This window comes from Rhizobium sp. GN54 (assembly GCF_021026345.1).
Classification (GTDB): Bacteria; Pseudomonadota; Alphaproteobacteria; order Rhizobiales; family Rhizobiaceae; genus Mycoplana.
In genome coordinates, this window is the sequence record NZ_JAJNCZ010000008.1 from 144,603 (window position 1) to 169,087 (window position 24,485).

General features: G+C 64.9%; 24 protein-coding genes. 9 read left to right on the forward strand and 15 right to left on the reverse strand.

What is annotated here, in order from left to right; genetic code table 11:
* Both LQK81_RS19900 and LQK81_RS19905 read right to left on the reverse strand, forming a co-directional pair.
* Window positions 1-345 carry a HepT-like ribonuclease domain-containing protein gene (locus LQK81_RS19900; RefSeq protein WP_230808125.1) on the reverse strand — a complete coding sequence of 115 codons (345 nt, stop codon included), beginning with the start codon at window positions 343-345 and terminating at the stop codon, window positions 1-3.
* On the reverse strand, window positions 345-641 hold the full coding sequence (locus tag LQK81_RS19905) for a nucleotidyltransferase family protein (protein ID WP_230808126.1): 297 nt from the start codon (window positions 639-641) through the stop codon (window positions 345-347). The genes LQK81_RS19900 and LQK81_RS19905 overlap by 1 nt, the downstream gene beginning before the upstream one ends.
* Window positions 642-936: 295 nt before the next feature.
* On the opposite strand from LQK81_RS19905, the gene petA reads away from it, so the two are divergent.
* From petA to LQK81_RS19925, 4 genes are all read left to right on the forward strand, one after another.
* Window positions 937-1,515, forward strand: a complete 579-nt coding sequence (gene petA, locus LQK81_RS19910; RefSeq protein ID WP_230808127.1) for a ubiquinol-cytochrome c reductase iron-sulfur subunit — start codon at window positions 937-939, stop codon at window positions 1,513-1,515.
* A gap of 14 nt (window positions 1,516-1,529) precedes the next feature.
* Window positions 1,530-2,804, forward strand: a complete 1,275-nt coding sequence (locus tag LQK81_RS19915; RefSeq protein ID WP_230808128.1) for a cytochrome b — start codon at window positions 1,530-1,532, stop codon at window positions 2,802-2,804.
* A 28-nt stretch (window positions 2,805-2,832) separates the two neighbouring features.
* A complete protein-coding gene (locus LQK81_RS19920; protein ID WP_230808129.1) occupies window positions 2,833-3,708 on the forward strand; it encodes a cytochrome c1 in 876 nt (291 codons plus the stop codon).
* Window positions 3,709-3,838: 130 nt separating this feature from the next.
* Complete coding sequence (locus tag LQK81_RS19925; RefSeq protein WP_230808130.1) at window positions 3,839-4,381, forward strand: adenine phosphoribosyltransferase; 543 nt, start codon at window positions 3,839-3,841, stop codon at window positions 4,379-4,381.
* Window positions 4,382-4,450: 69 nt separating this feature from the next.
* Here LQK81_RS19925 and LQK81_RS19930 read toward each other — a convergent pair whose 3' ends face one another.
* Genes LQK81_RS19930 through LQK81_RS19940 form a run of 3 tightly spaced genes read right to left on the reverse strand, consistent with a single transcriptional unit; the run spans window position 4,451 to window position 5,658 of the window.
* Complete coding sequence (locus LQK81_RS19930; protein WP_230808131.1) at window positions 4,451-4,696, reverse strand: hypothetical protein; 246 nt, start codon at window positions 4,694-4,696, stop codon at window positions 4,451-4,453.
* Between the two features lie 40 nt (window positions 4,697-4,736).
* Entirely contained in the window at window positions 4,737-5,204 is a 468-nt protein-coding gene (locus tag LQK81_RS19935; protein WP_230808132.1) for a MaoC family dehydratase, read from the reverse strand.
* Window positions 5,191-5,658: a MaoC family dehydratase gene (locus tag LQK81_RS19940; protein WP_442967161.1), complete on the reverse strand. Its 468-nt coding sequence runs from the start codon at window positions 5,656-5,658 to the stop codon at window positions 5,191-5,193. The genes LQK81_RS19935 and LQK81_RS19940 overlap by 14 nt, the downstream gene beginning before the upstream one ends.
* A 110-nt stretch (window positions 5,659-5,768) precedes the next feature.
* On the opposite strand from LQK81_RS19940, the gene LQK81_RS19945 reads away from it, so the two are divergent.
* Window positions 5,769-6,872, forward strand: a complete 1,104-nt coding sequence (locus tag LQK81_RS19945) for a hypothetical protein (RefSeq protein ID WP_230808134.1) — start codon at window positions 5,769-5,771, stop codon at window positions 6,870-6,872.
* A gap of 52 nt (window positions 6,873-6,924) precedes the next feature.
* On the opposite strand, the gene ychF is transcribed toward LQK81_RS19945, so the two are convergent.
* Window positions 6,925-8,028: a redox-regulated ATPase YchF gene (ychF, locus tag LQK81_RS19950; protein WP_230808135.1), complete on the reverse strand. Its 1,104-nt coding sequence runs from the start codon at window positions 8,026-8,028 to the stop codon at window positions 6,925-6,927.
* 353 nt (window positions 8,029-8,381) lie between these two features.
* Here ychF and LQK81_RS19955 point away from each other — a divergent pair, with 353 nt between their 5' ends.
* Window positions 8,382-8,768 carry a DUF983 domain-containing protein gene (locus LQK81_RS19955; protein ID WP_230808136.1) on the forward strand — a complete coding sequence of 129 codons (387 nt, stop codon included), beginning with the start codon at window positions 8,382-8,384 and terminating at the stop codon, window positions 8,766-8,768.
* Window positions 8,769-8,938: 170 nt separating this feature from the next.
* Complete coding sequence (gene clpS, locus LQK81_RS19960) at window positions 8,939-9,250, forward strand: ATP-dependent Clp protease adapter ClpS (RefSeq protein ID WP_230808137.1); 312 nt, start codon at window positions 8,939-8,941, stop codon at window positions 9,248-9,250.
* Between the two features lie 39 nt (window positions 9,251-9,289).
* Here the strand turns inward: clpS and pth are convergent, their stop codons facing one another.
* The 6 genes from pth to LQK81_RS19990 form a co-directional block, all read right to left on the reverse strand.
* Window positions 9,290-10,015, reverse strand: coding sequence for an aminoacyl-tRNA hydrolase (gene pth, locus LQK81_RS19965; RefSeq protein ID WP_230808138.1), 726 nt, complete (start codon window positions 10,013-10,015; stop codon window positions 9,290-9,292).
* 95 nt (window positions 10,016-10,110) lie between these two features.
* Entirely contained in the window at window positions 10,111-10,866 is a 756-nt protein-coding gene (locus tag LQK81_RS19970) for a substrate-binding periplasmic protein (protein WP_230808139.1), read from the reverse strand.
* 19 nt (window positions 10,867-10,885) lie between these two features.
* Window positions 10,886-13,288, reverse strand: a complete 2,403-nt coding sequence (locus tag LQK81_RS19975; RefSeq protein ID WP_230808140.1) for a putative bifunctional diguanylate cyclase/phosphodiesterase — start codon at window positions 13,286-13,288, stop codon at window positions 10,886-10,888.
* 184 nt (window positions 13,289-13,472) lie between these two features.
* The gene (locus LQK81_RS19980; protein ID WP_230808141.1) at window positions 13,473-14,084 is read right to left on the reverse strand and encodes a 50S ribosomal protein L25/general stress protein Ctc; all 612 of its coding nucleotides are present in this window, start codon (window positions 14,082-14,084) and stop codon (window positions 13,473-13,475) included.
* Window positions 14,085-14,267: 183 nt separating this feature from the next.
* A complete protein-coding gene (locus LQK81_RS19985; protein ID WP_330166567.1) occupies window positions 14,268-15,488 on the reverse strand; it encodes a benzoate/H(+) symporter BenE family transporter in 1,221 nt (406 codons plus the stop codon).
* 137 nt (window positions 15,489-15,625) lie between these two features.
* Complete coding sequence (locus LQK81_RS19990; RefSeq protein ID WP_230808143.1) at window positions 15,626-16,216, reverse strand: Kazal-type serine protease inhibitor domain-containing protein; 591 nt, start codon at window positions 16,214-16,216, stop codon at window positions 15,626-15,628.
* Window positions 16,217-16,318: 102 nt separating this feature from the next.
* On the opposite strand from LQK81_RS19990, the gene LQK81_RS19995 reads away from it, so the two are divergent.
* Window positions 16,319-17,068 (forward strand): sulfotransferase family protein, encoded by a 750-nt coding sequence (locus LQK81_RS19995; RefSeq protein ID WP_230808144.1) that lies wholly within the window; start codon window positions 16,319-16,321, stop codon window positions 17,066-17,068.
* Window positions 17,069-17,117: 49 nt separating this feature from the next.
* On the opposite strand, the gene LQK81_RS20000 is transcribed toward LQK81_RS19995, so the two are convergent.
* Window positions 17,118-20,267 (reverse strand): Ig-like domain-containing protein, encoded by a 3,150-nt coding sequence (locus LQK81_RS20000; protein ID WP_230808145.1) that lies wholly within the window; start codon window positions 20,265-20,267, stop codon window positions 17,118-17,120.
* 312 nt (window positions 20,268-20,579) lie between these two features.
* Window positions 20,580-21,512: a ribose-phosphate pyrophosphokinase gene (locus LQK81_RS20005; protein WP_230808146.1), complete on the reverse strand. Its 933-nt coding sequence runs from the start codon at window positions 21,510-21,512 to the stop codon at window positions 20,580-20,582.
* Between the two features lie 539 nt (window positions 21,513-22,051).
* On the opposite strand from LQK81_RS20005, the gene LQK81_RS20010 reads away from it, so the two are divergent.
* Window positions 22,052-23,605, forward strand: coding sequence for a calcium-binding protein (locus LQK81_RS20010; RefSeq protein WP_230808147.1), 1,554 nt, complete (start codon window positions 22,052-22,054; stop codon window positions 23,603-23,605).
* A 51-nt stretch (window positions 23,606-23,656) separates the two neighbouring features.
* Here LQK81_RS20010 and LQK81_RS20015 read toward each other — a convergent pair whose 3' ends face one another.
* Window positions 23,657-24,466: a hypothetical protein gene (locus LQK81_RS20015; RefSeq protein ID WP_230808148.1), complete on the reverse strand. Its 810-nt coding sequence runs from the start codon at window positions 24,464-24,466 to the stop codon at window positions 23,657-23,659.
* Between the last annotated feature and the right edge of the window lie 19 nt (window positions 24,467-24,485).

Genomic DNA, 24,485 nt, shown 5'->3' on the forward strand with positions numbered 1-24,485 from the left:
CTACCGGTCGGATCGCAGAAGCTGCTCCACCGCCGATCGCAGCAAGGCCAGGTCGCCGCCCGAGCGGATGTTCCAGAGCACTTCGGTATCGATCTGCTGGTAGGCGTGCCGCAGGTGATTGCCGATGTCGGCAATCCGGCGCCAGGGAATGTCGGGGAAAGCCTCCTTCAGGCTGGGCGGAACATGGCGGGACGCCTCGCTCAGAATCTCCAGGAAGCGTTCATAGGCTGCACGCAGGTACCGATCGTCGTTCAGGTCTTCGAGCGTCTTGTCCGCGAGCATTCCTTCGATCTGTTCGATCGCGTCCAGCATGTCCCTGAGCCGGCGTTCCGCCCGGTCGGCCATCAGAAAATCTCGACGATATCGGTCTGAATGGTCTTGCGGAAGTCCTCGTCGAGGCTGCGTCGCAAGACGGCGTTCGAGGTGAGGCCGGTGGCGTCGGCGACGATGTGCTCCACCCCGACGAGGTTCAGGAGCGAAAAGGAACTGCCCGGCGTGACGTCGATCAGGATGTCGATGTCGCTATCCCGGCGGTTGTTTCCCCGCGCGCGCGAGCCGAACAGGGCCAGATGCGTCACGCCCTCCGCTTCGAGGTCCGGCTTGACCTGTTCGATCAGCTTTATGATCTCTTTCCTGTCCATGGATGCAGCCTATCCGATGCGGCGCGGCCTTGCCATAGGGGCATCGCCTGCCGGCGAGCCTGCGCTTGCCTCGCACCATGTCCGGCACCGCGCCCAATGCGTCAATGAAAACACACGTATGGCTTTTCCCGCGACATTGTGCCCACCAAGCCCCGCCAAGGCTGGACATATTTGCCGATCAAGCATAGAACCCGCCCGATTGGCGGGGAATCTATGGCCGCATTGTGTCCGGATTTCCGGGTGCAGAGAGGCAGTTGCGGTTCGCCGCGGAGTTGCTGGAGAGGATGGTCAGGTCGTGAGCGAACACGAAACTACAGGCGGTACAGCGGGCGAGCCCTCGCGTCGCGATTTTCTTTACCTTACGACCGGAATGGCCGGCGTCGTCGGCGCTGCGGCCGTTGCCTGGCCGTTCATCGACCAGATGCGCCCGGACGCCTCGACGCTGGCGCTCGCCTCGATCGAAGTCGACGTCTCGAGCCTGACGCCCGGCATGTCGCTGACGGCGAAATGGCGCGGCAAGCCGATCTTCATCCGCAACCGCACCGACGCGGAAGTCGACGAAGCGAAGTCCGTTCCGATGGCCGAGCTGAAGGATCCGGTCGCGCGCAACGCGAACGTTCCCGCCGATGCCGAGGCGACCGACCTCGATCGTTCCGCCGGCGAGGGCAAGGAAAACTGGATCGTCATGATCGGTTCGTGCACCCATCTCGGCTGCGTGCCGCTCGGCCAGGCCGGGGATTTCGGCGGGTGGTTCTGTCCCTGCCATGGCTCGCACTACGATACTGCGGGCCGTATCCGAAAAGGTCCGGCGCCGGAGAACCTCCACGTGCCGACCTATTCATTCGTGTCAGACACCGTTATCCGGATCGGTTGAGGGGAACACCGAATATGAGTGCTGAGCATTCCACGTACCAGCCGACCACCGGCATCGAGAAATGGGTCGATTCGCGCCTGCCTTTGCCGCGCATGATCCATGACAGCTTCGTCTCCTACCCCGTTCCGCGCAACCTGAACTACGCCTACACGTTCGGCGCCATGCTTTCGGTCATGCTGATCGCCCAGATCCTGACCGGCATCGTGCTGGCCATGCACTATGTGGCCAGCACCGGCGAGGCGTTCAACTCGGTCGAAAAGATCATGCGCGACGTCAACCACGGTTGGCTGCTGCGCTACATGCACGCCAACGGCGCATCCTTCTTCTTCATCGCGGTCTACCTCCACATCGCCCGCGGCCTCTACTACGGCTCCTACAAGGCGCCGCGCGAGATCCTGTGGATCCTCGGCGTCGTCATCTATCTGCTGATGATGGCGACCGGCTTCATGGGCTACGTGCTGCCCTGGGGCCAGATGTCCTTCTGGGGCGCGACCGTCATCACCGGCTTCTTCTCGGCCTTCCCGCTGGTGGGTGAGTGGATCCAGCAGTTCCTGCTCGGCGGCTTCGCCGTCGACCAGCCGACGCTGAACCGCTTCTTCTCGCTGCACTACCTGCTGCCGTTCATGATCGCCGGCGTCGTCGTCCTGCACATCTGGGCGCTGCATGTGGTCGGCCAGACCAACCCGACCGGCGTCGAGGTGAAGTCCAAGACCGACACCGTCGCGTTCACGCCCTATGCGACGCTGAAGGACGCGCTCGGCGTCTCGATCTTCCTGATCGTGTTCGCCTGGTTCATCTTCTACATGCCGAACTATCTCGGCCATCCGGACAACTACATCCCTGCCGATCCGCTGAAGACGCCCGCCCACATCGTTCCGGAATGGTACTACTTGCCGTTCTACGCGATGCTGCGCGCCATCACCTTCAACATCGGCCCGATCGACAGCAAGCTCGGCGGCGTCCTGGTGATGTTCGGCTCGATCATCGTCCTGTTCTTCCTGCCCTGGCTCGACACCTCGAAGGTCCGTTCGGCCGTGTACCGTCCGTGGTACAAGCTGTTCTTCTGGCTGTTCGTCGCCAACGCCATCATGCTCGGCTGGCTCGGCGCCATGCCGGCAGAAGGCATCTACGTCATCCTTTCGCAGCTCGGCACGCTCTACTACTTCGGTTTCTTCCTCGTCATCATGCCGGTCCTCGGCCTGATCGAGACCCCGAAGCGCATTCCGAACTCCATCACGGAAGCGGTTCTGGAAAAGAAGAACGCCACCGCAACGCTGGCCAAGGCCTGATCGCGACGCGACGAAAGGAACCGAAAAAATGAAAAAGCTTGTTGCAAGCATCCTGTCGCTCGCAGTCGCAGCCGGCCTTGGTGTCTCGATCGCGACCGCCCAGGAGGACCATGCCGCCGGCGGTGCGGAAGCCGAACACGCGACCCAGCACTTCCCGATCAATCACCCGCGCGAGCAGGAGTGGTCATTCGCCGGCCCGTTCGGCACGTACGACCGGGGCCAGCTGCAGCGCGGCCTGAAGGTCTACACCGAGGTCTGCGCGGCCTGTCACTCGATGGACCTCGTCGCCTTCCGCACGCTCGGAGACCTCGGCTATTCGGATGCGCAGGTGAAGACGTTCGCCGCGAACTACGAGGTGGAGGACGGCCCGAACGCCGATGGCGAGATGTTCACCCGCCCGGCGATCCCGTCCGACCGCTTCCCGTCGCCGTTCCCGAACCACGAGGCGGCAGCAGCGGCCAACAACGGCGCGGCGCCGCCGGACTTCTCGCTGATCGCGAAAGCCCGCGGCATCACCCGCGGCTTCCCGCAGTTCGTGTTCGACATCTTCACGCAGTATCAGGAAGGCGGGCCGGACTATATCTACTCGCTCCTGACCGGCTACCAGGATCCGCCGGCCGGCGTCGAAGTAGCCGAGGGCACGCACTACAATCCCTACTTCGCCAACGCCGCGGCGCTGGCCATGGCGGCGCCGCTCTCCGACGACCAGGTCACCTATGACGATGGCGCGCCGCAGACGGTCGACCAATATGCCCACGACGTATCCGCCTTCCTGATGTGGGCTGCCGAGCCGCACCTGGAGGCGCGCAAGCGCACCGGCTTCATGGTGATGGTCTTCCTGGTGATCTTCACCGGCCTGATCTACCTGACCAAGAAATCGGTCTACGCGAACAAGGAACACTGAACGGTTCCGGCAGAAACGAAAAAAGGCGGCCCCACCGGCCGCCTTTTTTGATTGTGCAGTGAACTCTGCCCTTGCATTTGCCGGTCGTTGCCCATCTTTTCTTTGCCGACTTGCCATACGGACCTATTTCATGACCACCCTCCAGGACGAACTGATCGCTTCCATCCGCAACATCCCGGACTATCCGAAGCCCGGCATCATGTTCCGCGACATCACCACGCTGCTCGGCAATCCGCGGGCGTTCCGGCGGGCGGTCGATGAGCTGGTCCACCCCTATGCGGGCCTGGGGATCGCCCATGTGGTGGGGATCGAGGCGCGGGGCTTCATCCTTGGCGGCGCGATGGCGCACCAGCTGTCGAGCGGCTTCATCCCGATCCGCAAGAAGGGGAAGCTGCCGCGCGAGACCGTGCGCATCGCCTACAGCCTCGAATACGGCGTCGACGAGATGGAGGTGCACAAGGATGCACTGAAGCCCGGCGACAAGGTGATCCTGGTGGATGATCTGATCGCCACCGGGGGCACGGCGGTGGCGGCGGTGAAGCTGCTGCGCCAGCTCGGAGCCGATATCGTCGCCGCCTGCTTCGTCATCGACCTGCCGGAACTCGGCGGACGGGCGAAGCTGGAGGCGATGGACGTCGAGGTGCGCACGCTGGTGGCCTACGAGGGCCACTGACGCCACTCTTGTTCGGCTTGCGTCAAAGGCTACGCCGACATTGGAAGGTGATGGCGGCCGAGCGGGCCGTCACAGGCGCCCGTCGCGGATAGAGATGAGGATAAGAAGGGCTGCCATGGTGGTGACATTGAGCAAGCCTAGAGCCAGCAGCAGCCTGGCCATGCGTTTTCTTTGGATGAAGAAGAACGACATATAGTTCGGATCGCGCCTCATCAGCGGATAGTCCTTTGAGGCGACATACCAGACAGATCCGATGAAGCTTGCTACGCCAAGCAGCAAGCAAAGGCCAAGAAGATCGACAATCGTTGCGAGCATGCGGTTTCCAACATTGCCTTCGATGAAGACGATCAGGCGATCAGGCGAACTCCATCACCGTGCTTTCGAAGCGGATCACCGGTTCGCCGTTCTGGTTGACGCCCTCGCACAGGATCGTGTCGATCAGCCGGCCGGGGCGGGAGGCCTGCTCGCGCGTTTCGAGCAGCGTCACGGAATAGGTGATCGTGTCGCCGGCGAAGACCGGCCTGAACCAGCGCAGGTCGCGGAAGCCGTGCGCGGGGCCGAGTTCGGGCGGAACCTTGCCCTCCTTCTTCAGCCGGACGTATTCGGCGGTCCAGAAGGCGACGAAGGTCTTCATCCAGCCGGCGCAGGTGTGCCAGCCGGAGGCGCAGAGGCCGCCGAACAGCGAATGCCTGGCCGCTTCCGGATCGACGTGGAAGGGCTGCGGATCGAACTGGCGCGCATAGCGGATGATGTCCTCTGCCGTGAAGAGATGCGATCCGAGGACTGTCTTGCCACCGACCGGATAGAGTTCAGCCATGCGCATCGGCGGCGGCCTCCGTTGCCTTGACGCGGATCATGTTGGCGTAGTCGCAGACGGCGACCGTTTCGCCGCGCTGGTTGGTGACGTCCGCGACGAAGCGCACGATGCCGATCTCGGGCCGGGAGCGCGAGACGCGCGCCTCGACCACGCGGCAATGGCCGGAGAGCGTGTCGCCGGCAAGGACCGGCCGCTTCCATTCCATGCTCTGCACGCCGGGCGAGCCTTCGCCGGCGGTCCTGTCGATGTAGCTCTCGCACAGCATCCGCATCATGACGGCGCAGGTGTGCCAGCCGGAGGCGGCGAGCCCGCCGAGCACGCTGGCCTTGCCGGCCGCCTCGTCGACATGCATCGGCTGCGGGTCGAACTCGGTTGCAAAAGCCACGATCTCTTCGGCCGTCATCACCCGGCTCGGGAAGTCGAACCGCCGGCCGACCGGAAAATCTTCGAAACAGAGCAAGTGCAAACCTCCTTGGCCGGACAGATGCGGCTGGCATTGCATAGCAGAAAACGATACCACCGGTCTTGCAATCAATGAGCGCATCGCGCCGGAAACAGGACGGAAAAGACGTGACGAGGGAACTCGAGGAAACGCTCAGGCAGGCGGCCAGGCAGGGGATCGTCGGCGACGGCCAGGTCGCGGGGCTTGCAGCCTTCCTCGCCGCACACGGCCGCTATATCCCGGCAGCGCCTGCCCCTGCCGCCGCTGAGGGGATCGCCGATCCGCCGCGCGACATCGCCGACACGGAAGCGCCGCGCTTCGTGCGCGGGTTCCATGACGTGCTGATCACCATCGGCATCGTCGTGGCGCTCGTCGGGCTGTCGGGGCTTGCAAGCGTGCTTGCACTTCTTCCGGCCGTCATCCTGCTGAGCGAAGTGCTGGTGCGCCGGCAGAGGCTGGCGCTGCCGGCCGTGGTGCTGACGATCGCCTTCGTGCAAGGGGCGAGCTACCTGATCGGGGCGATGATCGGCTCGGTCGCGGAGGGATGGAACACCGTCACCTACGCCTGCGCGTTCCTGGCAGGCTTTCCAGTCCTGCTCGGCCTCTATTATTGGCGCTACCGGGTGCCGCTGTCGCTGGCGCTGACGCTGATTTCGGCCTTTGCGCTGGCGGTCCTCCTGGTCCTCGCCCTGCCTGGCCGGATTGCCGGCACCGATCAGTTCGTCGCCGAGCACAGCCTCGCTTCGGCACTGGTCTTCCTTCTGGCCGCGCTCGGCCTGTTTGCGGTCGCCATGCGCTACGACCTGTCCGATCCGCAACGGCAGACGCGCCGCTCCGACATCGCCTTCTGGCTGCACCTCGGCGCTGCCCCCTTCCTGCTCTATGCGCTGCTCGCCTTCGTCTTCCTTGACCGCTTCTCGGTGCAATGGCCGGGCGGGCAGGCGTCCCTTGCCCAGGCGGCGGTCGTCATCGCCATCGTTTCGGGCTTCATGCTCGTCGGGCTCGTGATCGACCGGCGCGCCTTCGTGACCTCGGGGCTGGTGTCGCTCGGTGCCGCGATCTGGACGCTGCTGCGCCAGAACGCCTTCGAGGCGTCGAGCTATGTCTATGTGGCGATCCTGGCGGTGGGTGTCGTCGTGCTTGGCGTGGGCATCTTCTGGCCGGCGCTGCGGCGCCTGGTGATGGGCTTCATGCCCGAGGGCATCGCCTCGAGGCTGCACGCCGTTCATTGAACGTGGGCGCAGCCGGCGCGCGATACCCGCGCCGGCATGCCGATGGACGTAATCAGGTGTTGAAGCGGAAATGGATGACGTCGCCGTCCTGGACGACGTATTCCTTGCCTTCGTCGCGGCCCTTGCCGGCTTCCTTGGCGCCGACTTCGCCCTTGTAGGCGAGGTAGTCGTCATAGGAGATGGTGAAGGCGCGGATGAAGCCGCGTTCGAAATCCGTATGGATCACGCCGGCTGCGGCCGGCGCCTTGGTGCCGCGCACGATCGTCCAGGCGCGCGTCTCCTTGGGGCCGACGGTGAAATAGGTGATCAGGTCGAGCAGGTGGTAGCCGGCGCGGATCAGCCGGTCGAGGCCTGCCTCCTCGAGGCCGAGCGCGGACAGGAACTCGCTGGCTTCCTCTTCCGGCAACTGGGCGACTTCGGATTCGATCGCCGCCGAGATGATCACGCATTCGGCGCCCTGTTCCTTCGCCATGGCGGCGACGGCTGCGGTGTGCTCGTTGCCGGTCGAGGCGTCGGCCTCGGCGACGTTGCAGACGTAGAGCACGGGATGCGAGGTCAAGAGGTTGAGGCCCCTGAGGACCTCGATTTCCTCCGGTGCCAGCGTCTTCAGCAGAAGGCGGGCCGGCTTGCCCTCGTTCAGGAGCTTGATCACCGCTTCCATCACCGGCAGCTGTGCGGTCGCTTCCTTGTCCTTGCCGGTGGCGCGCTTGCGCGTCTGCTCGACGCGGCGCTCCAGGCTTTCCAGGTCGGCGAGCATCAGCTCGGTCTCGATCGTATCGGCATCGCCGACCGGATTGATGCGGCCCTCGACATGGGTGATGTCGTCGTCCTCGAAGCAGCGCAGCACGTGCACGACGGCATCGACCTCGCGAATATTGGCGAGGAACTTGTTGCCGAGGCCTTCACCCTTGGAGGCGCCGCGCACGAGGCCGGCGATGTCGACGAAGGAGATGCGCGTCGGGATGATCTCCTTCGATCCGGCGATCGCGGCGAGCTGCTGCATGCGCGGATCGGGAACGGCGACCTCACCGGTATTGGGCTCGATCGTGCAGAAGGGATAGTTGGCGGCCTGCGCGGCGGCCGTCTTGGTCAGCGCGTTGAAGAGGGTGGACTTGCCGACATTCGGCAGCCCGACGATACCGCATTTGAAACCCATGGAAATGGTCCGTCCGTGTCTTAAGGATCCTTGCCCTCGCTATGGGGGAAGGGCCGGGGGAGGTCAAGTCCGCAGCGCCGTGAATACGGGGCAGGGCAGGCTTGCGCGGCGCGAACGTGGCCCGACTGGCCGCGGGGACAGCCTGTCGGCGGCAGCCGAAGGCAAGGCGGGTGGTCGCGGGACTGAATCAATACAATATGCAGTCAATTGCATTCAAGGAAGCCAGAAACGCCCGCAATTCCCTGGAATTCAGGCTGCGTCACTCTGACGTCTCGACAGGAATTGATGGTGATTGTATCTGTATGACTGCATTCAATGACGATATTGAATGGTTGTTCGGAAGGATCCGCATCATGGTCGAGGACTACCCAGCACTGCCGCCGATGGAGACGGGCATCCGGGGACGCTGTCCGCGCTGCGGCCAGGGACATCTGTTCGACGGTTTCCTGACGCTGAAGCCGAAATGCGAGGCCTGCGGGCTCGACTATTCCTTTGCCGATCCTGCCGATGGCCCGGCCTTCTTCGTGATCTGTTTCGCCTGCGTGCCCAGCGTCCTGCTGGCGGTCTGGCTGGAGGTCGCCTTCAGCGCCTCGTTCTGGACGCAGCTCTTCGTCACCGGGCCGTTCCTGCTGGCCACCTGCATCCCGCCGCTCAGGCCATTGAAGGGGTGGCTGGTCGCCAGCCAGTATTTCTACAAGGCCGAGGAAGGAAAGGTCGTCCGCACCCCGCAGCAGGGGTGACGGCGCGGCCGCAGCCTGCCTCCGGTCCGTGACGCGACGGACGCTGCCGGAAGGCTCTCTCCGGGTCGGAAACCGCCCTTGCCCTTGCGACGCCGCGGATGGCGTTGCACAATGGCGAGGTTATAGCCGCCAAAGGCTGCCCCGATCCTCACTCAGGAGACGTCCTTCCGATGAGCAGCAAGGATACGGCGGTCCGGCCGAAGGCCGTCACCAAGCCGAAGCTGGAGCGTCCGAAACTCTACAAGGTGATCCTCGTCAACGACGACTACACGCCGCGCGAGTTCGTCATCCTCGTGCTGCGCGCCGTCTTCCGCATGAGCGAGGATGCGGGCTACCGGGTGATGATGACGGCGCACAAGCTCGGGACCTGCGTGGTCGTGGTCTGCGCCCGCGACATCGCCGAGACCAAGGCGACCGAGGCGACGGACCTTGCCAAGGAGGCCGGTTTTCCGCTGATGTTCCGGACCGAGCCGGAAGAATAGCGCACACGGTCGATCAGGGACGACCTGACGCGAGGGGGCTCAGTCGCCCTTGTTGCCGAGCAGCTTCTTCAGCATCTCCGCCATCGGGCCGGTCGCCGGCAGAATCTTGGGCTGGTTGTGGTTGCGCGCCTGGCGGATATGCGACTGGCCGCCGGCGGGCTTCGGCTGGGCGGCAGGCTTCGGCTTCTCCTCCGGCGTGGCGCCTATGGCAAGCGCGAGCTTGTTCATCAGCTGCGAATCCTCGCCCCGCACCAGCATGTCGGCATTGATCGCCAGTTCGTCGAGCAGGGGATCGAGCCAGGCGTGGTCGGCCTTGGCGAAATCGCCGAGCACGTGGTTGTGCACCAGTTCCTTGACGCCCGGGTGGCCGATGCCGAGCCGCAGGCGGCGATAGTCGCGGCCGCAATGGGCGTCGAGCGATTTCACGCCGTTGTGGCCGCCATGGCCGCCGCCGGTCTTGATGCGCGCCTTGCCGGGCGCAAGGTCGAGCTCGTCATAGATCGCGACGATGTCCTTGGGCGCGAGCTTGTAGAAGCGCATCGCCTCGCCGACGGCTTCACCGGACAGGTTCATGAAGGTCTGCGGCTTGATCAGCAGCACCTTCTCGCCGGCAAGCTCGCCCTCGGCGATCTCACCCTTGAACTTCCTCGACCACGGCGAGAACGGGTTCTTGCGGTGGATGGCGTCCACGGCCATGAAGCCGATATTGTGCCGGTTGCCGGCATATTTGGGGCCAGGATTGCCGAGGCCTGCGATGATCAGCATGGGACGCGCTCGCCTAGTGTCGAAAGGACCGTCTCTCTGCCGCTGTCCCACCGCCAATCGCGGGTGATGTCAACCAAATTCTGAGGCGGAACGATCTATCGCTGCGCCGTGCGGGTATTGGGAGGCAGGCCGTAGCGGGCGAAGATGGCGTCCTGGTCGCCGCTGGTGACAAGCGCGTCGAGCGCCTTCTGCAGGGCATCGATCGTTGTCTTCGGCACGCTCCTGTTGCAGGCGATGCCGTAGACCTGCCCCTCCATGAGCATGGCCCGCTCGATCGGTTCGCCTTCGGCGATCAGCGCGTCGTAGGTTTTCACGGAGGTCGGCATCAGGTCGATCCGGCCGCTCCTGAGCTTGCCGAGCGTGATTGCGATGTCGGTGGCGAGGTCGATGCCGGTGAAGCCCAGTTGCGTCAGGACATCGTAGCCGATGTCGCCGCGCTGCGAGCCGATCCGGAAGGCGCGGGCCTCGTCGAGCGTCGCCGCGTCGACCGGGCTTCCCTTACGCCTGACCATGACCATCTGGTCGCGGAGCAGGGGCTCGACCCAGGTGAACCTCTCGTGCCGCTCGGGGGTGTGGGCGGTGGTGAAGACGCAATGGTCCGCCTCCCGCTTGGCCAGCATCAGGGCGCGCGCCCAGGGCATGATCTCCATGCGGTAGGAGACGCCGGCGGCTTTTGCAATCCTGCGGACCTGTTCGACCGCGATGCCCCGGATGGAGCCGTCTTCGGAATAGTTGAAGGGGGCATATTCCTCCGTCACGAAGGTGATTTCGGCTGCAAGCGCAGGGCGGACGGGGCTTGTGCAGAGCGCCAGAACGGCCAGAGCGGCAAGGACGGTCTTCGTCGGCATCATGCGCGCAATCGCCTCCATTTCAGAGCCGGCTGCCGGCGACCGCGCGGTCATGGCCGTGCGGTCGGGCGGCGATGTGCGACAGCCTCGCCATCAGGCCGGGCAGGGGCAGCGGCTCGCTGAAAAGATAGCCCTGGCCGAAATCCAGCCCGATCTCGGTCAGGACCTGCAACTGGTGCTCCGTCTCGATGCCCTCGGCGACGACGATGCATCCCATCTGGTGCGAGATCATCGTGATGCCTTCGATCAGCGTGCGGCTCTTGCGGCTGATTTCGGCCTCCTGCGTGCCGATGGAGCGGACGAAGGACTGGTCCACCTTGACGATGTCGACCGGGAAGCGGTTGAGATAGCTGAGCGAGGAATAGCCGGTCCCGAAATCGTCCAGCGCGATCCGGCAGCCGAGCTCGCCGAGCGCGTCCAGTACGTGGCGCACGGCGGGACTGTCGAGCATCAGCACGGCCTCGGTGATCTCGATGACGATGCGCGAGGCGGTGACGCCGTGTTCGAGCAGGATGGCGGCGAGCCGGCTCGGCAGGGCGGCGTCGAACTGCAACGGGGAGAAGTTGACCGCGAGGTAGCAGTCGCCCATGCCGCTGATCTGCGAAACCGCGGCAAGGCTGCGGATCGCCTTCTCGAAGATCACGTCGCCGACCTTGCCGATCGTGCCGTTCTCCTCCGCCACGCCGACGATCTCGTCGGGGACGAGAACGCCCTTTTCCGGGTGGCGCAGGCGCATCAGTGCCTCGAAGCCGGCAACGCGACCGGTGCCGAGTTCGACGATCGGCTGCAGATAGGCCTCGAACCAGTCCTCGCGCAGCGCCTGCTCGATGCACTGCTCGATCTCGAGGCGCCTGCGGGCGATGTCGACGATCTCGTCGTCGAACAGCCGCGTGCCGTTCTTGCCGTTGCGCTTGCGGGCATACATGGCCATGTCGGACTTCTGCAGGAGATCGCCGGCGCTTGCGGCATGGTCCGGGTAGACGGCGACGCCGATGCTGGCGCTGACGTTGAGCCGGCTGCCGTTGATCATCACCGGTTCCTTCAGCGCCCGGCACAGTCGGTCGCCGATATCCATCGCCACCTGCACGGCATCCGGCGAGATCAAGAGGATCGCGAACTCGTCGCCACCCAGCCGGGCGACCATGTCGTTGAAGCGCAACTGGTTGCGCAGGCGGACCGCTACCTCGCAGAGGACCTGGTCGCCCACGGCATGGCCGAGATTGTCGTTGATCCACTTGAACCGGTCGAGGTCCAGGAACAGGCAGGCCAGTTGCTGCTTTTCCTCCTCCGCCTTGGCGATGAGTTCGCCCAGTACCGATTCGAAGCCCTGGCGGTTCAGGAGCCCGGTCAGGTGGTCGGTGATGGCCTGGCGGTGGTTGCGGTTTTCCGCTTCCTTCAGGCCGGAGACGTCGGTCATGACCGAAAGCGTCGGCCCGCGCTGCCCGCCGTCTGAATCCATGGCCACTTCGTGGACGAGCACGTCCATCACCGATGCATCGGCCCGATGAAAGCGGACGGTGACCTCGCAGATCCCCTCGCCATTGATGCCCTTTTCGTGGCGATCGCGGTAGATCAGGTGGTCGGCGGCGTCGACGAATTCGGTGAACCCCCTGCCGATCACGGCGTCGCGGCTGTAGCCGGTGGCGACCAGCCAGTAGTCGCTGACGGCTGCGATGCAGTTTTCCGCATCGATCGTGAACAGCATGGCGGGGGTTCTGTTGTAGATCTCGGTGGTGCGGGCATGGGCCAGCTTCAGCTCGTTTTCCTCGCGCTCGAGCCGGCTCTGCATCTCGTTGAAGTTGCGAGCGAGGTAGCCCATCTCGTCGTTCGAGGTCCAGTCGACCTGGTGGCGCGAGCCGAGCCGGCGGGTCGCCTCGATGGCCGCCGTCAGCCGCATCAGCGGCCGGATGATCGTGACGCGGTTGCCGATGATCGCCGCGACGAAGATCGTGCCGACGGCGAAGAGGAAGATGAGGAAGACGGCAGCCTCGTCCCTGGTCAGCCGCGAAATCGGGCCGGCTTCGGCGACCCAGATCTCTGCGCTTCCGACCTTCCGTGTGCCATCGCTCGCCTCGTAGAGGATGTCGGAGACGACGGTCGACTGCACGGCGTCGGGATCCGGCGGGGAGGGGGGCATCCGGATGTCGATCGTGCCGGAGGTGTCGCGGACGCGGACATAGATGACGTTGGCGCCGGACCGAAGGGCTGTGGCGATCGTTGCAGTGCTGTCCGCATCCAGGTCCCACAGCGGCTTGCCCAGCGCCTGCACGTTGGCCTGGAGGAGGATCTCCGCGTCGTTCAGCCTCTCGCGGGTGACGCGTTCGGAAGAGAGGGCGAGGAAGAGGGCAAAGAGCGGGGCGACGAAAAGCAGGAAGGCGCCGAAGACGATCGCGATGAAGCGGCTTTCGACAGAATGGATTTTCATGCCATCCCCCCTGTTCGTGCCGGCACCAGCCGCCGGCCGTCTTTTTCTCGTTTGGTCTCAAACCCGCCTGTGAGTATTTCGTGAATTTCTTAAATGTTATTGAAGTCAAAACCTTCGGGCATAAGAAAACCCGCCTCCGTTTCCGAAGGCGGGTTCGATCGAAATGAAGCAGGCTTGAAGAAGCTTATTCTTCGCTCGTCTCGGCCTCGGCTTCTTCTTCCTTCGCGGCAGCGGTGCCGACGATGGTCGCAACAGTGAAGTCGCGGTCGGTGATGACCGGGCTCGCGTTCTTCGGCAGCTTGGTGTGCGAGATGTGGATGCTGTCGCCGATCTTCAGGCCGTCGAGGTCGAAGGTGATGGCTTCCGGAATGTCGTTTGCCGGGCAGTGCAGCTCGACTTCGTGGCGGACGATGTTCAGCATGCCGCCCATCTTGAGGCCCGGGGACTTCTCTTCGTTAACGAAGTGGACCGGAACCTGGACGGTGACGCGGCTGGAGGCCGAGACGCGCAGGAAGTCGACGTGCATGGTGAAGTCGCGGACGGGGTCGAGCTGGTAGTCCTTCGGCAGGACCGAGATCTTCTCGCCGTTGACGTCGATCGTGGCAACCGTCGTCATGAAGCCGCCGGCGTGGATGCGCTGGGTGACTTCCTTGGTCGACAGGGCGATCGAAAGCGGGGCCTTCTTGTCACCATAGATGACAGCCGGGATAAGACCGTTGCGGCGAAGTTCGCGGGAGGACCCCTTACCAACCCGTTCGCGCGTCTCGGCCTTGAGCTCGTAGGATGAGTGGCTCATAGCATGGACCTTTCAAGTGTTACTGGAGAGCTTCGCCGGGCGCGGCAATGGCCGCGACCGTCCGAAACTTGAGGATTTCGTGAAAGCCTCATCCGCGTTTGCCTCCAAGGGTGTCTGCGCGGACGCCGGTCGCATAGCCGAGAACGCCGGAAAATGCAAGGGCGGCCCGGCTCTTCGGGAAGCTCACGCCTTCCTGGCCTTGCGGTTGGCGGCAAGGCGGCCGAGGCCCATCATCAGGCCGCCGGCGACGAGCCCCCAGAAGGCGCCGGAGATGCCGCCGAAACTGACGCCCGAAGCCGTGGTCAGGAACGTTAGCGCCGCCGCCTCGCGCGTCTCGGTCTCCTTGAAGGCGTTCATGGCGGAGCCGGCGAAGGCACTGATCAGGGCAAGGCCCGCGACCGCCTGGATGAGGATCGGCGGGGCAAGGGTGACGAAGGCGGTGACGGCGCCGGCCAGGAGGCCGAAGATCACGTAGAAGACGCCCGCGACAATCGCCGCCCAGTAGCGGCGGCGCGGATCGGGATGGGCATCCTCGCCGGCGCACATCGCAGCGGTGATGGCGGCGAGGTTGACGGCATGGCCGCCGAAGGGTGCGCTGAGCAGCGAGAACAGGCCGGTGACGGCAAAGAGCGGTCCCGGGTTCGGCTCGTAGTGGTTCACCTTGAGGACCGCGATGCCGGGAATGTTCTGCGAGGCCATCGTGACGATGAACAGCGGCAGCGCAATGCTGACGACGCCGGAGAGATTGAAGACCGGCTCGATGATCTCCAGCCGCGGCAGGAACTGGCCGGCGATGGCCGAGAAGGCGCCTTCCGGGATGTCGATGCCGAAGGCGAGCACCAGCGCAAAGGCGCACAGCGCCGCCGGAACGGCGAAGAGCCGGTTGACCGCGCCGACGAGCCCCCAGGCGCCGACGATCGCAAGGCCCAGCACCGGGGCGAAGGCGATCGCCTTGACCGGTGCGAAGCAGAGGCCGATCAGCACGCCGGCCAGCATGGCATTTGCGAGCGTGGCAGGAATGGCGGCGACCATGCGCCCGAGCGGCTTCCACAGCCCGGCGAGCACGATCAGGGCAGCGCAGATCAGAAAGCCGCCCACAGCCGCGCCGAAGCCGCCTTCTACCGTGCCGGAACTTGCGAGCAGCGCCGCACCGGGGGTCGACCAGGCAATGGAGACCGGAAGCCTGGTCCAGGCGCTGAGCACGATCGCGCAAAGTCCCATGGAGACCGACAGGGCCATCAGCCCCGAGGCGGCCTGCGCCTCGCTGGCGCCCACCCCGGTCAGCCCGTGCAGCACGACGGCAAAGGAGGAGGCGAAACCGACAAAGGCGGTCAGCAGGCCCATGAAGAGCGCTTGTGGGGAGAAGTCGCGGAGCATGCTGGACGATGACCAAGATTGGCGGATGGAGGTTCGTTAGCACAGCTTGCGAAGGATGCGAATGGCCTGCCGACATGCGAGCCATGATTGCATTTCCGTATTTGCGGCACGGCTGATGCCAGCGAACCGCCCGTCGCAGTCATGCCAGCGGCGGGGCGGGACGGTCAGCCGCGGCATTCTCCCGGCCGCAGGACGCGGTAGCCGTCATTGCCGGCCGAGCAGGCGTTCGGGAACGTGCGCAGCCTGCCGCCCCGTTCGGCGCAGACGGGGGCATACTCCATCGTGCACATGCGCTCGGGTTCGCGGTCGGGGCGGCCGGGCCTGTCGGGACGATCAGGCCGCGGGGGTGGCGGCGTCCGGCGGCATTCGCCGCGGGATACGACGCGGAAGCCGTCGCTCTGCGCCAGGCAGGAATTGGAGAAGGTCTGCCGGCGTCCGCCGCGCTCGGCGCAGACCGGGGCGTATTCGCGCGTGCAGATGCGGGCCGCGGGCTCGCCGCGGCATTGGCCGCGATGGGCGATGTCGAAGCCGCGGCTGCGGGCCTCGCAGGCATTGGGGAAGGTCTGGCGGCGTACGCCGCGCTCGCCGCAGACGGGCGCATACTCCATGGTGCAGGCGACAGGCGGCCGCGGCGAAGGTCCGCCTCCATGGCCGGGAGACGTCTCGACCGTGCAGGCGGCGAGGAGCGGAAGGAGGCTCAGGGAGATGCAGAGACGATGCGCGCGGCTGGCGATGAAACCTCGTCTATCCGGCATGCACGACCTCCCAAAGTCCCAAAATGCGCGCCAAAATGTACTCGACGCCGAAGCCCTCCCATGTTACCGGCAGCGGCAAGAGGGTTTCAAGACGGTTTTGCGATGCATGTAGGCCATATCATCATCATCGGTGCCATGAAGGCCGGCACCACGACGCTCCACAATCTCCTTTCACAGCACTCGCAGATCGTCATGTCGCATGTGAACGGTTACAAGAGCATGAAGGAACTCGACTATTTTCTGGAGGACCGTGGTCGAAGCTACGATCGCTTCTTCAGGAAGGGAGCACCCGAAGGGGTCTGGACGCTCGAGGCCTCTCCGAGTTACTCGAAGAACTACCTCGAAAACGGTTGTGCCGAGCGCATTGCTGCCCTGAAGAAGCAGACGAAGCTCGTCTACATCCTGCGGGACCCGATCGACCGCATCGATTCCCACTTATCTCACAATGGGAGCAGGGGGCGGACCCTGCCGGAACCGAGAGCGCTGCGGATCTACAGCGACACGTCCCGCTACTGGAGCCATATCCAGCGGTTCGATGCCGCTGGGTTTTCGGATTCGCTGCTGCTGCTCGATTTCGACGATCTCTGCCAGGACCCCGTGGGCACGGCGCGCAAGGTGCAGGCGTTCGTCGGCCTGGAACTGGAGGATCCTGCGGACGTCCGGATCCATAACTCGCGCCGGACTGCCGGGCGCGTCCTGACCAAGGGGCAGGAGCGGTCCTACTGGGCGCGCGTTCGCCCGGATGTCGAGGCGCTTGCCGCCAGCGGCCGCTTTCCGGCTGCGCAGAAATGGCTCGATACCTGGTCGGCCAAATTCAGTCGACCGTCGCCGCGCCGTCGTCCCGCCGAGTGACGAACCCGGCCGGCCGCATAGCGTGAGGGCAGGCGGCCGACCGGTCGCATCAGAACAGGAAGTCCGACTTGCTCAGGTCGGCGATCTTTACACCCTTGAGGATGACCACGTCGCCGTGGCCTCCGTCGATCCACACGTCCTTGCCATGGACGTGCATGTGGTTCTGCTTGAGGTCGGAAAAGCCCTTGACTGATCGAAGGTCCGAGAGATCGAGTCTGTCCCGGTCGCTGCCGGAAGGGTCGAAATCCCGGATCGTGTCCCGGCCGTAGCCGCTCTTGAAGATAAAGGTATCGGGACCGGCAGCTCCCGTCAGCATGTCCTTGCCGGCGCGGCCGTCGAGGATGTCGTGGCCCTTGGTGCCCTTCAGCTTGTCGGCCTTGACTGTCCCCCGGAAGACGTCGGTGACGTCGGCGGCATCGAACTTGATGGTGTTCGGGCTGGGGTCGATGTTCCGGCCGCCGTTTGCCGTCTTGCCGTCGTCGATCACCTGGAACTTCAGCGCGGCGAAACTCTTGCCGAAATCATCCGCCCGGGGCGTGAATGCGAGCTTGCCGATATCCGCCACGCCGACCACCTGGCCGGCCTTGACCGCCTTGCCGGCGAGCGTCAGCTTGCCGGCAGGAAGGGATGCGATCTTGACGGCGTGGAACGCGTCGCCGTCAACCTTGTCGGAGAAGCCGAAATCGCCGAGCTTGAAGCCGTAGCGTTTGTCCTCGACGATCCTGATCGTCCTGCTGGCACCCGAAGGGGCATCGTTGACCTCGGCAATGTCGAAGCGGAGCCTGTTCGGCGTCGGGTCGATGTTCCTGCCGCCGTTGGCCGTGCCGCCGTTGTCGACGACCTGGAAGGTGAGGGACGCGGTGCCGCTCATGTTGGCGAGCGGCGTGTAGGCAAGTTTCGCGATATCCGTCGCGGCGACCGTCTGCCCCGCCTTCACTGCCTTTCCGGCGAGCGTCAGCGCGCCGGATGAGGGCAGGCCGGCAAACTTGACCGCCTGAAAGGCGTGGCCGTCGGCCCTGTCCGAGAAGCCGAAGTCGGCGGCTTTGAAAGCATGACGGCCGTCTTCCAGCAGGGCAATGTTCTTGTTCGTGCCGGACGGCGCGTCGTTGACGGGGGTGACCCGGAAGCTGATCAAGTTCGGCGTCGGGTCGATGTTCCTGCCGCCGTTGGCCGTACCGCCATTGTCGATGACCTGGAAGGTGAAGGATGCCGTGCCGTTCATGTTGGCGAGCGGCGTGTAGACAAGCTTTGCGAGGTCTGCCGCGGCGACCGTCTGCCCCGCTTTCACCGTCTTGCCGTCGAGGGTCAGCGTGCCGGATGAGGGCATTCCGGCAAACTTGACCGCCTGCAAGGCGTGACCGTCCACCTTGTCCGAGAAGCCGAAATCGGCTGCCTTGAAGACGTGTCGACCGTCTTCCAGCAGGGCAATGCTCCTGTTCGTGCCGGATGGTGCGTCGTTCACGGCGAGGATGTCGAAGCGCACGGTCTTCGGTGCCGCATCGATCCCGCCGCTGTCGTCGATCACCTGAAACGTGAAGCTGGCCGAACCGGTGGCGTTTTCCGGGGGGCTGTAGACGAGGGCGGACAACTGGCCGGCGTCGATTTTCTGGCCGGCCGCGACCGTATTCCCGTCGAGCAGAAGCGTACCGGCCGGAAGGCTCGTTACCTGGAGCATCGCGAAGGCGTCGCCATCGGCATCGTGGAAACCGAAATCGGCGGCCTGGAATTTGTGCGCACCGTCCTCGAGGATCGCGATCGTCCGGTTCTTGCCCGAGGGCGCATCACCCGTGGCGGCGACGTCGAAGGTGATGACGTTCGGCAGGGCGGCGACGTTGCGCGATCCGCCGGCGCCCCCGGCGCCGCTGTCGATCACACGAAAGCCCAGGGCGGCATAGGCGGTTCCGTTGCCGTCGGGAGCGGGCCGATAGACGAGGCCGGCGAGATCGGCCGCCTCGATGCGCATGCCGACGGTAACCGCCACTCCTTCGAGGTCGAGTGTTCCGCGATCCGGCAGGCTCGTGATCTCGATGGCCGTCAGATCGTCGTTGTTGGCGTCCAGAAGCGCGAAGTCGCCGCTGCCAAATCGATAGGCGCCATCCTCGGTGAGGGCCACGGTCCGGTCCACGCCCTCAGGCGCGTCACTTGCATAGTTCACCTCGATGTGGTGGACGGTGGTGACGCCACCCTCGCTCGCATGGACGGTGACGAAGAAATCTCCGCCTGCCACCGCTGTGATGGTGGCGGGCTGGTGTTCGACGATGCCGGGGCGGCTGTCGATCTCGAATATCCCTCCATCGAGGGTCCCATCGGCATTGATGCGCAGGCCCGCGAGCACCGGCGGTTCCCCGTCTGCGCCCCGCTGCGTCCATGTCGCGACGAAGTCGCCATCCGACATTTGCGCCAGCGCGAGCGAACTGTAGATCGCCGACGAGGACATTTCGAACGTCACGGTGCCGGTCTCTTCCAGCGCCAGTGCATCAATGAAGACGATGCCGAGGCGGCCGTCGGAGATCCAGCCGGCGATCATTCCGCCGTCGGGTAGGGTCGCCATCGCCGGAGGCGCAGGCGTAACTGTGATCTCCGTCAACTCCTGATAGCGGAGTTCGGGGTCGAACCGCAGCCCGAGGATCGAATTGCTGCTGTAGCCGCCATACATGATTCCAATGAGGCTGAAGCCGCCTTCCGCGTCCGGGACGATGCAAGGCTCGTAGAAATAGTCGGGATAGATCGTCCGTTCGCCGGACGGTGCGCCCTGTGCGTCGTAGGCCTGCACGTTGAAGCCCCGCCAGTCCATCCACGCCACGACGCTCCCGCCGTCTGCGAGCGTTCCGACGGCCACAGTCTCGATATTGGCCCACTCTTCCCAGGCGAGGATCTCGGGTTCGTCGCCGATCGGTGCGCCGTTCGCGTCGAGAAACTGCCGGTGGAGGGTGGGGTTCATCAAGCCTTGCCAGACCAGAATGAAACCCGCTTCCGGGTCGTCCGAGCGCGGCACCAGCCAGAGCTGCATGACGCCAATGCCGGCGTCGAGCGTGAAGGTCTGGGCTTGCCCGTCGGCGGTGTAGCTGTGGATTGCGATGGTTGCGCCGTCGTCCGGATGGACGATGATGTAGCGTCCATGGCCGTCACCGGCCGTTGCCGCCCTCCTCGGCGGCACAGATTGATCGAGGTGTATTATCGTTCCGGTTGCATGGCTCATGGCTCAATCCCCTATGAGGGGCGAGTTGCAGCCATGCGAAATCCCCCGCGCCTGCCTGACGGCATGCGCGTTCGGCCGTTCGCCTCACTGATGGCCTTGTACTCTCGTCCCCGGCCGGCAAACTAGGCCACAATTCAACGTTGCGCAATCGGGGCGCGCAATTTTTATGCTTGCAAGTTGCAAAAATGGCTGTCCCGGCTGATTCGCAGCCGGGGCCGGCAGCCGTCGTTCATCGACCGCGTCGTGTTCGGCGCGCGCCGGCAGGGGGCTTCGGGATTTGCGGAGATGACCGGCTTCGGGCGCCGATGGCCGTCAATCGAACAGGCTGGATACGGATTCTTCGGCGGCGGTGCGGTTGATCGCTTCGCCCAGCAGGCCGGCGGTCGTGATCACGCGGATGTTGTGCGCCGACTGGACGGCCGTCGTCGGCTGGATCGAGTCGGTGATCACCAATTCCTTCAGCTTCGACGAGGTGACGCGAGCCACGGCGCCGCCGGAAAGAACGCCGTGGGTGATGTAGGCAGTGACGCTGGTGGCGCCGTTCTTCAAGAGCGCCTCGGCGGCGTTGCAGAGCGTTCCGCCGGAATCGACGATGTCGTCGATCAGCAGGCAATCCTTGCCGGCCACTTCACCGATGACGTTCATGACCTCGGATTCGCCCGGCCTGTCGCGGCGCTTGTCGACGATGGCCAGCAGACAGTCCAGCCGCTTGGCGAGCGCGCGGGCGCGCACCACGCCGCCGACGTCGGGCGAGACGACCATGACGTTCTTCAGGTCGTAGTTTTCCTTCACGTCGCGGGCCAGGATCGGGATGGCGTAGAGGTTGTCGGTCGGGATGTCGAAGAAGCCCTGAATCTGGCCGGCATGCAGGTCCAGCGTCAGGACGCGGTCGGCGCCGGCATGGGTGATCAGGTTGGCGACGAGCTTGGCGGAGATCGGCGTGCGCGGGCCGGGTTTGCGGTCCTGGCGGGCATAGCCGAAATAGGGAAGGACTGCGGTGATGCGGCGGGCGGAGGAGCGCCGCATCGCATCGATCATGATCAGGAGTTCCATCAGGTGGTCGTTCGTCGGAAACGAGGTCGACTGGACGACGAAGACGTCCTCGCCGCGCACGTTCTCCTGGATTTCGACGAAGATCTCCTGGTCTGCGAAGCGGCGCACGCTGGCGCGGCCTAGGGGGACATTGAGATAGTTGCAGATCGCTTCGGCCAGCAGCCGGTTCGAGTTGCCCGCGAAAACCTTCATCTATGGTCCGCCTGTCTGATGGCCTAGGAGAATGCTGATGGGCTGCCTTTTAGCGTTCCCCGGCGTGAATGCAAGTCCCGTGCCGATGGGATTTCCGCACTTTCCCTCGCCGAATGCGCGCGAGGGTGGTCCTGGCGGCTCGCGCGCCCCGCCAGACGTGCAGACAGAAGGCGGCGTCCGCGCGGGGGCGTACCGGGTTTTGCGCAGGATGACGGCAACCGCCGGCACGAAGCGTCTATGTCCGCTCTCTCCCGCATCCGAAGCATGCAGGGTGTATTCCCCCATGCCGCGTCACGTCCGATTGCAGGTCGAAGAGGCGGTGCCCGTACCCGCGATGATCCGCAAGGCCCAGGGGTAAGTCTTTCGGGGGAATGTTTCGAAAGCCGCCTGCATGAATTTGTCTACGTGGACAAACGGCACATCCCAGAACACGATAGTCCATCCTGGAACATTCCTGAGTTGTTTTGCTGGTCCAAGCAACGTCAGTGCATGGCCATGACAATTCCTTGGAAGTACTTGCCGATTGGCGGGAGGCGAAGATGGCGAATGTAAATCTGGCCGCGTTCAAGTGGCTCGCACGCATCAATCCCATCAACAGCACGATCGTCGGCACGCGATACGCCGACGTCCTCGCTGCGGCAGCCGAGCGGGACGCCGTCTTCGGGATGGACGGCAACGACGCGCTCAGCACCGGCTTCAACCGCACCGGGCTTGTCGGCGGCAAGGGCCATGACCGGCTCACCACGGACATTCTGGTCCTGGCGTCGTCCAGTGATCCCCTGGAAGGGCTCGCCATCCAGTACGGCGGTAAGGGCAGGGACAAGCTGGATTCGACGGTCACGCTGCAGAGCGACGGCCCGCCGGATTCGAGCCAGCAGTTCAGTGCGGAGAACCTTCTTTCCGGCGGCAGCGATGCCGACACGATCAAGGCCGTGGCCAATGTCGCCGCCACCATTTTCGGCAACGTCACCCTGAAGAACCATGTTCTCGGCGGAAGCGGCAACGACACGATCGACGTTCTGGCCGATGCGCGCGGCGCGATAAGGGACAATCTCGTCAAGAATTGCGTCGATGGCGGCAGCGGCAAGGACGAGATCACCGCCAGGGCCGAGACCGAGCACCACGCAATGGTCGCAACCGCGATCAACGTGCTCAAGGGCGGCTCCGGCGACGATATCCTGGACGCCTCGGCGATCGGGCGCGCGAACGGAACCGAGCTGGTGCGGAATTCGCTGAGCGGCGAGGAGGGCAACGACACCCTGCGCGCCTTCGGCTACACCAATTCGAACTCGTCGTCGCCGGTCGGCCTCAACGAGCTCTGGGGCGGCAGCGGCAACGACACGCTGGACGTCCGGCATGAAGACAACGGCAACTGGTTCGTCGACATCACCAGCCGCCTCTATGGTGGGAGCGGAGGCGACGAGCTGAAGGCGGAGATGATTTCGACCTCGGTCGGGAGCACGGCTACGGCCTTGCAGCATCTCGACGGCGGCGACGGCTGGGACATGCTGGAAGCCCGGATGAACGTGCATGCGCGCGGGGGCTCCGGCCTGTTCGACATCGCCAACGTGCTGAAGGGCGGAGACGGCAACGATCGCCTCGAGGCCTATCTCGAAGTCTCTCTCGACAATGCGGCGGAGAACGCCAGCTCGCTTGCGCAGAGCCGCCTCGATGGCGGCGCGCGTGACGACACGCTCATTGCTACCGTCGCTGCCGGGTCGGTCGGGGCGAGCATCCTGACGGGCGGCTCGGGCAACGACAGGCTCATCGTGCTCGGCGGGACCGGCAACGAACTCTACGGAGGGATCGGCAGGGACACGCTGACCAGCGGCGCCGGCAGCGATCACATGGACGGCGGCGCGGATGCCGACCGCTTCGTGTTCGCCCCGCAGAACGGCCACGACACGGTCGTGTTCGAAAAGGGCGCCGACAGGATCGACCTCAAGGGATATGCGGGAAGCGGGATCCATAGCTTCGTCGATCTCGACATCGATCTCGTGGGCGACGACAGCGTCATCCGCTTCGACGCCGACAACGACATCACGGTTGCCGGCGTGGCGAATCTGGCCGCCGACGACTTCCTGTTCGCCTGATCCGCCGGGATAGCTCTGCGGCCGGCGACAGCCGGCCGTCTTCGTGTCGCCTCAGCCGCCGCTCTGCTGCTTCCAGCTCATGTATTCCTGGATCGTGCGGCTGGCGATCGCCTCCATCGTGCCGGCGGGCACGGCCGCCCAGGGATCCTTTGCCGTCGCCTGTACGCTGTCTTCGCCCTGGATGCGGTGCAGGCGCGCGCCGGAGCTGTCGAGCACGTCCCAGACATAGGTGACGGTGGTGCCGTTGCCGTTGGCCATGGCCGAGAAATAGCCCTTGAGGATATGCCGGCTGGAGTTGTCGGAAGAGCTCTTGATCGTCAGGCCGCGCGCCCGCGCCTGCGCGCCGAGCTGGCGCGAGAGCGGCGTCACCGCTTCCACCGGCGCGCCGATGATCGGCAGGAAGCGGATGCTCTCGCCGGCGGCGGGGTTTGCGGCCGCCGTCTGGCTCTGCGGCGCGGCGGGCTGCTGCGCTTGTGTTGCGGCTTGCTGTGGCTGGGGTTCTGCGGGCTGGCGGGGCGGCTGGCCGGTCGCCGGCGCGGCGTTGCCGGGCGAGGGGTCGTCGATGACGGTGCCGCCTTCGCCGCTCGCCACCGGATTGGCATTGCCGTTCGAGAGGGCTGCTGCCTGCGATTCGAGGCTGTCGGACGAGGCCTGCTGAGGCGGCGCGCCCATCGCGCGCGCCTGCGCGTTGCCGACGGGGCGGCTGTCGGCGCTCATCTGGTCGAGGTCGCGCTGGGTCACCGGCGGCGACTGGGCGGCCGCGCCGCCCACGTCCATGGGGGGCGTCAGCGCATCCGTGCTGTTGCAGCCTCCCAGGAAAAGAAGACCGATCAGGGCCAGCCGTTGCCTCAGTTCGCGCATCCGTCTCACGTCCGCTGTC